Genomic DNA, 9,616 nt, shown 5'->3' on the forward strand with positions numbered 1-9,616 from the left:
GCGGGCGCCGAAGCGCTCGGCGCCGCCGACGTCACGGGGCTCGCCCTGGTCGGCGGCTCCGCCACCCTCGCCAGGATCGAGGCGGGCACCGCCATCGACGCCGGCGGGCTCGTACCCGACCTGCACCACACCAACAGCTGGGTCCAGACGGTCTCCGACGTCGACGCCGTCGAACTGCTCGAAGTGCAGCTCTGCAACTCCACGGCGCCCTTCATCCTGATCAGCCGGCTGCGCCCGGCCATGGCGGCGGCCGCCGCCGGGCGTGCCTACGTGGTCAACGTGTCCGCGATGGAGGGCGTGTTCAGCCGCGGCTACAAGGGCGCGGGGCACCCGCACACCAACATGGCCAAGGCCGCGCTGAACATGCTCACCCGCACGAGCGCGCAGGAGATGTTCGAGACGGACAACATCCTGATGACCGCCGTCGACACCGGCTGGATCACCGACGAGCGCCCGCACCCGGACAAGATGCGCCTCGCCGACGAGGGCTTCCACGCCCCGCTCGACCTGATCGACGGCGCGGCGCGGGTGTACGACCCGATCGTGCGCGGCGAGAGCGGCGAGGACCTCTACGGCCTCTTCCTCAAGGACTACGCACCCGCCAAATGGTGACCGACCCGTCAAAAGGTGACCGCCGAGTGGCCTGAATCATCACTCGAATGCGATCCCTATAGAGCGGGCGGGCGCTCATCTGGTTAATCTGGGGCGAAGAGACGGCCAACAGGGGATCCACCATCCCCGCGGACGCTCGCGGGACAGGCCCACTACCAAGGCCACGGTCCCGTCCGAGTAACGGCGCCACCGCGACGGAACTGTCCTGTCCCAGAAAGTTGCGCGACGCAGAGGAGTGCGCGGTGACACCAGATCTGACGAAGCACGAGCAGCGACCGCCGGAATCCGCCGAACGGGCCCGCAGGCCCGAGAAGATCGGCAATCTCGAGGTGTGGGCCAGGTCGGCCCCGATCAGGCTGGCCGGTTACGAGGACGACCTCGCCGAGCCGCACATCCTCCCCGGCATCGACTGATTCACCGGGCCGGCCCCCGTCCGGCCGATGTGACGGCGCCCCGTACCGGCGAAAGCGGTACGGGGCGTTCCGCCGTCAGGACACCTGAATTTCCGGCGAACTTCACCGAACGTCCGCCGCGATCCCGACCCCCGGAACTAGCATCCAGATCCGTGTACATTCCCCGCATCTCTTCCAGCCGGCCCGCTGAGCCGTCGCGGCGCGGGCGGGGCCTGGTCCTCCTCGTCGCCCTCGCGGTGGTGGCCGTCGTGGCGGGCGCCGTGGCCCTCACGCTCGGCGGAGGCGATTCGCGGCCGGCGGCGTCCACGGTGAACCTGGCCGACGGTCTGCCGCACACCGCCGTCGAGGCCTCCTCGTCGGCCGACCGCTGCGGAGAGGGCTGGCGCAAGCCCGTCACCGGCCTCCAGGTCTTCGACGTGCACAACGGCGCGACCGAAGCGGCCGAGGTCTATCTGACGGACGGTTCGGGCGCGCTGCTCGGCGAGGTCGACGGGCTCGCCCCCGGCACCACCCGGCCCATCGAGGTGTCGCTCGGCCGGGGCAGTTACGCCTTCCGCTGCCTGGTGGAGGACGCCGACGCCGTCACCGGGCGCGCCGTACGGATCAGCGAGGGCGCCGCCAAGGGCGGCCCCGCCGTGCAGCCCGTCAACCAGCACGACGTCATCCCGCCGACGCTGGCCTACCAGAAGTGGGTCTCCGGCGGCTTCGGTGCCGTGGTGCGCGAGATCGACACCCTGCGGGCGGCCGTCGACGACGGAGACCTGGCCGCCGCCCGTACCGCCTGGCTCCCCGCCCATCTGGCCTTCACCCGGCTCGGCGGCGCCTACGGAGCCTTCGGCGACCTGGGCGCCGCCGTGGACGGCACGGACGCGGGACTGCCGGGCGGCGTCCACGACAAGGACTTCACCGGCTTCCACCGGGTGGAGTACGGGCTGTGGCACGGCGAGCCGGCGAAGAGCCTGCGCGGCCCCGCCGATCAGCTCGCCAAGGACATCAGGGCGCTGCGCACCGAGTGGGCCGACACCCGGATGGACCCGCTCGACACCGGTCTGCGCGCCCACGAGATCACCGAGGACAGCATCCAGGCCGACCTCACCGGACGGTCCGACTTCGGCAGCGGCACCTCACTGGCCACGGCGCGCGCGGGCCTCGACGGCACGGTCGAGCTGCTGAAGGTGCTGCGCCCGCTGCTGGCCTCCCGCGACCCCCAGCTCCCGCTGCTCGACCGCAAGTTGGCCGTCGCACGGCAGGATCTGGACGCCCTGGAGAAGCACGGCGGCTGGCGCGCGCCGGACAGTCTCACCCGCGCCGAACGCGAGCGGATCAACGCCGACTTCGGCGACCTGGCCGAGCAACTGGCCCCGGTGGCCGTCATCTTCGACATTCGGAGGACCTCATGACCGGCGACGGCATCCCCGCCCAGGGACACGGCGCCGGCGTGGGGCGGCGGTCCTTCCTGCGCCGCGCCGCGGTGGCGGGCGCCGCAGGCGCGGCTGTGGGAGCGGGCGGCATGGGAGCCGTCGCCCGCGCGACCGACGACGGTCAGGGCTCGCCGGGTCCGGACGCCGCCCCCGCCGACCGGGTGGTGCCCTTCCACGGCGTCCACCAGGCGGGCATCCTGACCCCGCTCCAGCGGCACGCCGTCTTCACGTCCTTCGACGTCACCGCCCGCAGCCGCGCCGACCTCGCTGAGCTGCTGCGCACGGTCAGCGAACGGCTGCACTTCCTGACGGCCGGCGGGGTCCCCGAGCCCGTGGGCATCTCGGCCCCGCTGCCCGACTCGGGCGTCCTCGGCCCCGTCGTACCCGCCGACGGACTGACCGGCACTCTCGCGGTCGGCGCGTCGCTCTTCGACGGCAGGTACGGGCTCGGCCCCCGCAAGCCGCGCAGGCTGCGCGCGATGGACGTCTTCCCCGACGACGACCTCGAAGACGCCTGGTGCCACGGCGACCTGATGCTGCAACTGTGCGCCGACAGCCCCGACACGGTGACGCACGCGCTGCGCGACATCGCCCGGCACACCCGGGGCGGTATGCAGATCCGCTGGCGGATGGCGGGCTTCGTCTCACCGCCGCGCCCCTCGGGCACCCCGCGCAACCTGCTGGGGTTCAAGGACGGCACCGCCAACCCCGACCCGCACGACCCCCGGTTGATGGACCAGCTCATCTGGGTCGGCGCGGGCGCCGGCGAACCGGACTGGGCGGTCGGCGGCAGCTACCAGGTGGTCCGGCTGATCCGGATGCTGGTCGAGTTCTGGGACCGGGTCTCCCTCCACGAGCAGGAGCGGATGATGGGCCGGGCCCGGGACACCGGCGCCCCGCTGGACGGCCGGCACGAGAAGGACACCCCGCAGTACGCCAAGGACCCGCAGGGCAACAGCATCCCGCTGGACTCGCACATCCGGCTGGCCAACCCCCGTACCCCCGGCACGGCCGGCACCCGGCTGCTGCGCCGCGGCTACAACTACGACCGGGGAGTACGGGACAACGGCGACCTCGACACCGGCCTGGTGTTCTGCTGCTTCCAGCAGGACCTCGACCGGCAGTTCGCCGCCGTCCAGAAGAAACTCGCGGGGGAGCCCCTGGTGGATTACATCAAGCCGTACGGCGGCGGGTACTTCTACGCGCTGCCCGGTGTGCGCGGTGAGTCCGACTGGCTGGGCCGCACCCTGCTGGCCTGACCGGCCGGTCGGCTCAGGCCGCCGCGAGCCGGCGCAGGGTCCGCCCGAGGTGCCCCGCGTACCACCGCTGCAGCACCGGCACCACGGGTCCGCCCGCCCGGGTGTACCAGCGGCTCGCCCGGCTGAAGGCCATGACGGTGAACCACACCGAGCCGTCGTCGCGCAGGTCGACGACGAACGACTCCTCGCCGCGCTCCGGATGCCCGGCGAGCGTGCCGTAGCCGAAGCCCGTGCGGTCCTTCTCGTAGAGGGCCCAGACGACCTCGCAGGGGGCACGCAGCCGCAGCGGCCCCACCCCGACGGAGACTTCGACCGCCGTGCCCTGCTCGGCCCAGGCGCGGTCGGCCCGAATCCGGGCGCCGGAGCCCCGGTGCATCCGCCAGGTCGTCACGGCGGCTCCCGCCGCCTCGAAGACCGCGCGGCCCCTGCCGATCCTGACGGTGCGGTGCAGATGGTGGTAGCCGTCGGGGAGCGGCCCGAGCCGGGTGGCGCCGACCTCGGGGTAGCTGAAGGGGCTCGGGCCGCCGGTCACGGGGGTGTTCATACGGTGCTCTCCTTGAGTCGTCGCAGGGCCAGGATCGAACAGAGCGCGAAACCGAGTGCGTTGCCGACGCCATGGGTCGCCGCCATCCAGCTCAGGTCCGGGTGGGCGATGCCGGTGGCCTCGCCCAGGGCCCAGCTCAGTGCGAGCAGCATGGTCGCCACCAGGACGCAGGCGGAGACCGCGAGCAGCGCGCCGGTGAGCCGGTCGGGCGCGCGGGACCGCAGCTCCCGCCAGGTCAGCAGCGCCACGGTCCACATCCCCGCCGTCAGGACGACGGCGCCGGCCAGTTCGGTCCAGTCGCCGGTGAAGAAGCCGACGAGCACCAGCAGGGTGCCGGACGGCACGCTGAGCGCGGCGAACCGGCCCGCCCGTCCGGGAGCGACCCGGCCGGCCAGGCTCGCGACCAGTGCGGCGGCGAATCCGGCGAAGTGGAAGTGCGCGACCGTCAGGGCGAGCACCGAAGGCCCGAAGCCGAACAGCGGACGCCCCCAGCACACGGCGACCAGCGCGGTCCCGGCGACGGCCGGGGTCACCAGCGCGGTCAGTACGGCGATCTCGGCCGGTGCCAGGGAGCGGGTCCTGGCGAGCCGTACGGGCGCCTGGAGCGCCAGGGCGACGGTGGCGAGCCCGTAGCAGCTGGCGAGCAGTCCGGCCGCGGGACCGCGCGGCAGCCACAGCGCCACGGCGCCCAGCGCGGCGGGCACCGGCCACAGGCGGCGTAGCGCCGGGAGACCGGATGACCGGCCGCCGCCGGGCCTGCCGGGCGGTTCGACGAGCCGTAGCCCCAGCGGCACTATCACCAGCATGCCGACCATCACCACCAGGCTGACCAGCACGGACATCCCCCACCACCCCTGGTCTTGAACGTGTTCAATTCCTCGGACGAGCTTATGCCTCAACTTGAACACGTTCAAGACCGGCCGGCGGCCGATCCGGTCCGGCTTGCGGGCGCGCTGACGATCCGGCAGATATGAGAAGACATATCCGGAGGAAGAAACGGGAGAATCTGGTGCGTTCACCCATCCGTCGTCGGTATGCCACGCTCGTGGCACTGTCCGTGGGCATCGTGATCACCGCAGGCTGCGGCGGTGACGTCAGCGGCCAGGACGCGTCGGACGCCAAGGAACTCTTCCTGCAGCCGGTCGCCCCGCGCGGACCCGACCCGTTCACCGGATCCACCGCCGTGCGGCTGCCCAAGGGCGCCACGCCGACCGCCAAGCCCTCGACGGGTGCCCGCACCGACCCCGACGCGGCCTCCCGCGCCGCCCGCTCGCTCCCCGGCTCCACGCCGGGGCTCTACGGCGGCACCGAAGCCAAGTCCAGCTGCGACGTGGAGCGCCAGGTCCGCTTCCTCACCGAGGACCACCGCAAGGCCCGCGCCTTCGCCCAGGGCGCCGCCATCGGCGACGCCTCGGTCCCCTCGTTCCTGCGCGGACTCACCCCGGTGACCCTGCGCGCCGACACCCGGGTGACCAGCCACGGCTACCACAGCGGCTCCGCCACCTCCTTCCAGTCCGTGCTCCAGGCGGGCACCGCCGTCCTGGTGGACGACCACGGGCTGCCCAGGGTGCGCTGCGCCTGCGGAAACCCGCTGCGGCCCGCCGTCGCCATGCAGGGCGGCGTGACACACCGGGGCAAGCCCTGGTCCGGCTACCGGCCCGAGCGGGTCGTCGTCATCACCCGCGCCCCGCGGACCCTCACCAGCCTCGTCGTCGTCAACGCGCTGAACGACACCTGGCTCCAGCGGCCGGTCGGCAGCGACGGCGACCAGGACGGCCCGCCCGTCGAACGGCCGCCGTACGCGCCCGGCGCCGACATCACCGACCCGGGCGCCGTGAAGCCGCCCGAGCCCGAGCCGTCGGGCGAAGCGCCTGCCACCCCCTCGCCCGCCGAGCCCCCGGTACCGTCCCCGGTGGAGCCGTCCACGGAAGCCCCCTCCGACCCGTCCGGCGACGTCGTCACGCCCGACATCCCGCCCGGCCCCTCCGACCAGGACACCCCACCGGGCCCCGACGGCGATCTGCCGCCGATGCCGGACGCGCCCCAGCCGGACGGGGACTCGGCCACCTCCGTCACGTTCCAGGGCTGACCGACCGCCGCCGCGACCACTCGAAGATTCCGACAAATGATGACAGAGTGTCCCCATGGTTGATCGGGCAGCAGGTCCCCTGTCGCTCCCCGACGACTGGCCCGCCCACCCGGACCTGAGCCTGTCGCTCAACCGCATGGGCACCTTCGACTGGGACCTCGACAGAGAACTGATGCATCTGGACGGGCCGGCCCTCGAGGTCTTCGACCTGCGTCCCGACGAATTCGACGGCACGCCCGGCGGACTCGCCGTGCGGGTGTCGGCCGAGGAGGCCGGCCGGCTCGCCGGTGTCGTGAAGCAGGCGCTGAAGGACGGCAGCGAGGCGTACGGCTCCTACATGCGGATCAGGCACCGGGACGGCTCGCTGCACTGGGCCCACACCCAGGGCTGCATCAGGCGCGACGCCGACAACCGGCCGCACCGCGTCATCGGCATCGTCAGGGACGCCGCCCAGGAGCTGGCCGACTCCACGGCGCGGCTCGAACTCGACGCGGTCCGCCGGGTACAGACCAGCGTCGTCGAGAGCACCACCGCCGCGCTGGCCCACGCGCGGACCGTGCGGGACGTCATCGACGTACTGACCGAGTCGCACGGCCTGGAACACCTCGGCGCCACCAGCCTGGTCATGGGGCTGCTGGAGTCGGGCCGCATCCATCTCGTCGCCGAGGGCCCGGAGGGCTCGTTCGTGCCCGGCACCCGGATCACCCGGATCGACGACCAGTACCCGATGAGCGAGGCCGTGCGCACGCTCAGCCCGCGCTTCATCGAGTCGGCCGAGGAATTCGCCGCCTACTACCCGGTGCTGTGGCCGCACATCAGCGATCTGGGTATCACGGCCGCCGCCTACCTCCCGCTGATCGCCCAGGGCCGCCCCATCGGGGCGCTCGGGCTGCTCTACGGCGACAAGAACGGCTTCAACGCCGAGGACCGCAACCTGCTCGTGGCCCTCGGCAGCAGCATCGCCCAGAGCCTCCAGCGCGCCATGCTCTTCGAGCAGGAGCACGACCTCGCCGAGGGGCTCCAGCAGGCCATGCTGCCGCGCCGGATCCCCGCGGTGCCCGGCGCCCAGATCGCGGTCCGCTACCGCTCGGCCCGGCTCGGCAGGGACATCGGCGGTGACTGGTACGACGTGATCCCGCTGCCCGGCGGCCGGATCGGCGCCGTCATCGGCGACGTCCAGGGCCACGACACCCACGCCGCCGCCGTCATGGGCCAGCTGCGTATCGTGCTGCGCGCGTACGCGGCGGAGGGGCACCCGCCCGCCACCGTGATGGCGCGCGCCTCGGTCTTCCTGCACGAACTCGACACCGACCGCTTCGCCACCTGCACCTACGCGGAGGCCGACCTGACGACCGGCGTGGTCCAGCTCGTCAGGGCGGGACACGTCGACCCGCTGCTGCGCGACACCGACGGCAGCTGCCGCCGCCTCCCGGTGCCCGGCGGGATGCCGCTGGGCCTCTCGGCCCTCTTCGGCCAGCTCGACTACCCGGTCAAGACCCTCGAACTCGACCCGGGCCAGACCATGCTGCTGTACACCGACGGACTCGTGGAGCAGCCGGGCGCCGACCTCGACGACGGCATGCAGCTGCTCGCCGCGCTCGTCCGCGACGGGCCGCACGACCTCCAGGTACTGGCCGACCAGCTCTGCGACCTGGTGGAGGAGCGCGGCGGCGAGGACGACGTCGCCGTACTGCTGCTGCGCCGCAGGGGCGCCTACACGCCGGAGACCGGAGGCAGGCTCCAGCAGCACGTCGCCCAGAACGACCCGGAGGCGCTCAGGTCGGCCCGGCAGATGATCAGGGCGGCGGTGGGCGCCTGGGCCGCCAGGGAGCGCTCGGACGAGATCGAACTGACCGCGGACGAGCTGATCACCAACGCGCTGATGCACACCGACGGCGGCGCCGTCGTGACCGTACGCGTGCTCACCAACTCCGAGCGGCGGCTGCGGGTCGAGGTCGAGGACCGGTCGAGCGTGCTGCCGCGCCGGCGCGAGGCCACCGACTCGGGAGTCTCGGGCCGCGGGCTCATGCTCGTGGACGGGCTGGCCGACGCATGGGGTGTGGAGTCCCGCGGCAGCGGCAAATGCGTGTGGTGCGAATTCGCCGTTCCGCACCGACCTTCCAGGACATGGGGAACTTCTTGACCGCCGACCTGACCACCGAACCGATCGCAGAACCGATCACGACCGCGGCACCGACGGCGGGGCCGGACCCGGCGCGCGGCGCCGACCCGGCCGGCGATCCGATCGCCGAGCGGCTGACCCCGCTTGACCTGGCCTTCTGGCACCTCGAATCCGCCGAGCACCCCATGCACCTCGGCGCACTCGCGCTGTTCGAGCCGGGACCGGGCGCGGCCACCGTGCGCGACCTGCTCGCCGCGCGCGCCGCGGCCGTCCCCCGGCTGCGGATGCGGGTACGCGACGTGCTGCTCCCGGTGGGCGCCGCCGCCTGGGCCGTGGACCGGGAGTTCGACGTCACCCGGCACGTACGGCCGCTGACCCTGCCGGAGGGCGACTTCGCCACCGAGGTGACCCGGCTCGCCGGCGAGCTGATGGAACGGCCGCTGGAGCGCGGGGTGCCGCCCTGGGAGATGTACGTGCTGACGCCGCCGGGCGACCGCGAGACCGAGCGGCCCTTCGCCGTGCTGGTCAAGCTGCACCACGCGCTCGCCGACGGGATGCGGGCCGTCGCCATCGGCGCCGGGATCTTCGACCAGATCGCCGACGTGCGGACGGCCGGAGTACGGCGCGCGCGGCCCGTGCCGCCCCGGTCCTGGCTGCCGGGGCCCGGCAGGGTCGCTGCGCTGGCCAGGGAGCGCTTCACCGACCTGGGCAGGGCTGTCGGGATCGGCGCCTCCGTCGTACGGGCGGGCAGGTTCGACCCGTACGGCGTCTCCGCGCTCACCGCCGGGTCCAGCGGCACCCGGCAGCTCGGCACCGCCGTGCTGGACCTGGACGATGTGCGGCGCGTGCGCAGAGCGGCGGGAGGCAGCGCCAACGACGTCCTGCTGGCGACCGTGGCGGGGGCGCTGCGGCGCTGGATGCTCGGCCGGGGCGAACTGCTGCCCACGGCGCCGCCGCGCGCCCTGGTGCCGGTCTCCCGGCGCCGCCCCGGCAGCCCGGCGGGCTCGGCCAACAGCCTCTCCGCTTATCTGCTGGGACTGCCCGTCACCGAGGCCGACCCGCTGGCCCGGCTGCGCGCCGTGCGCAGGGAGATGGAGCGCAACAAGGCCGAGGGCCCCTCGCGCGGCGCGGGCGCCGTCGCCGTACTCGCCGGGCA

General features: G+C 73.4%; 8 protein-coding genes and 1 pseudogene. 7 read left to right on the top strand and 2 right to left on the bottom strand.

From position 1 onward, the window contains the following. The 4 genes and pseudogenes from HY68_RS45540 to efeB form a co-directional block, all read left to right on the top strand. Positions 1-612: pseudogene (locus HY68_RS45540) on the top strand (short-chain dehydrogenase); the annotation flags it as partial. 242 nt (positions 613-854) lie between these two features. Beyond that, a complete protein-coding gene (locus HY68_RS44115) occupies positions 855-1,025 on the top strand; it encodes a hypothetical protein (protein ID WP_198533350.1) in 171 nt (56 codons plus the stop codon). A 152-nt stretch (positions 1,026-1,177) separates the two neighbouring features. Further along, positions 1,178-2,425 carry an EfeM/EfeO family lipoprotein gene (locus tag HY68_RS27220; RefSeq protein ID WP_241778694.1) on the top strand — a complete coding sequence of 416 codons (1,248 nt, stop codon included), beginning with the start codon at positions 1,178-1,180 and terminating at the stop codon, positions 2,423-2,425. Continuing rightward, positions 2,422-3,705, top strand: a complete 1,284-nt coding sequence (gene efeB, locus HY68_RS27225; RefSeq protein ID WP_041993612.1) for an iron uptake transporter deferrochelatase/peroxidase subunit — start codon at positions 2,422-2,424, stop codon at positions 3,703-3,705. Before HY68_RS27220 ends, efeB begins: the two co-directional genes overlap by 4 nt. Positions 3,706-3,718: 13 nt before the next feature. Here efeB and HY68_RS27230 read toward each other — a convergent pair whose 3' ends face one another. Next, the gene (locus tag HY68_RS27230; RefSeq protein ID WP_041993614.1) at positions 3,719-4,249 is read right to left on the bottom strand and encodes a DUF1990 domain-containing protein; all 531 of its coding nucleotides are present in this window, start codon (positions 4,247-4,249) and stop codon (positions 3,719-3,721) included. Next, the gene (locus tag HY68_RS27235) at positions 4,246-5,091 is read right to left on the bottom strand and encodes a YndJ family protein (RefSeq protein WP_041993616.1); all 846 of its coding nucleotides are present in this window, start codon (positions 5,089-5,091) and stop codon (positions 4,246-4,248) included. The genes HY68_RS27230 and HY68_RS27235 overlap by 4 nt, the downstream gene beginning before the upstream one ends. 203 nt (positions 5,092-5,294) lie before the next feature. Between HY68_RS27235 and HY68_RS27240 the strand changes: the two genes are divergently transcribed. The 3 genes from HY68_RS27240 to HY68_RS27250 all read left to right on the top strand — a co-directional run. Then, positions 5,295-6,338: a DUF6777 domain-containing protein gene (locus tag HY68_RS27240; RefSeq protein ID WP_052457192.1), complete on the top strand. Its 1,044-nt coding sequence runs from the start codon at positions 5,295-5,297 to the stop codon at positions 6,336-6,338. Between the two features lie 55 nt (positions 6,339-6,393). Further along, the gene (locus HY68_RS27245) at positions 6,394-8,481 is read left to right on the top strand and encodes a SpoIIE family protein phosphatase (RefSeq protein WP_041993621.1); all 2,088 of its coding nucleotides are present in this window, start codon (positions 6,394-6,396) and stop codon (positions 8,479-8,481) included. 164 nt (positions 8,482-8,645) lie between these two features. After that, on the top strand, positions 8,646-9,616 hold a 971-nt coding region (locus HY68_RS27250), incomplete at its 3' end, for a wax ester/triacylglycerol synthase domain-containing protein (RefSeq protein WP_241778796.1).

The sequence above is a fragment of the Streptomyces sp. AcH 505 genome (assembly GCF_000818175.1).
Lineage (GTDB): Bacteria > Actinomycetota > Actinomycetes > Streptomycetales > Streptomycetaceae > Streptomyces.

Bases quoted from the DNA above. Each gene is read 5' to 3' on its own strand.
- HY68_RS27245 (WP_041993621.1), top strand. From the start codon at position 6,394: ATGGTTGATCGGGCAGCAGGTCCCCTGTCGCTCCCCGACGACTGGCCC.
- HY68_RS27235 (WP_041993616.1), bottom strand. From the start codon at position 5,091: ATGTCCGTGCTGGTCAGCCTGGTGGTGATGGTCGGCATGCTGGTGATA.
- HY68_RS27230 (WP_041993614.1), bottom strand. From the start codon at position 4,249: ATGAACACCCCCGTGACCGGCGGCCCGAGCCCCTTCAGCTACCCCGAG.
- efeB (WP_041993612.1), top strand. From the start codon at position 2,422: ATGACCGGCGACGGCATCCCCGCCCAGGGACACGGCGCCGGCGTGGGG.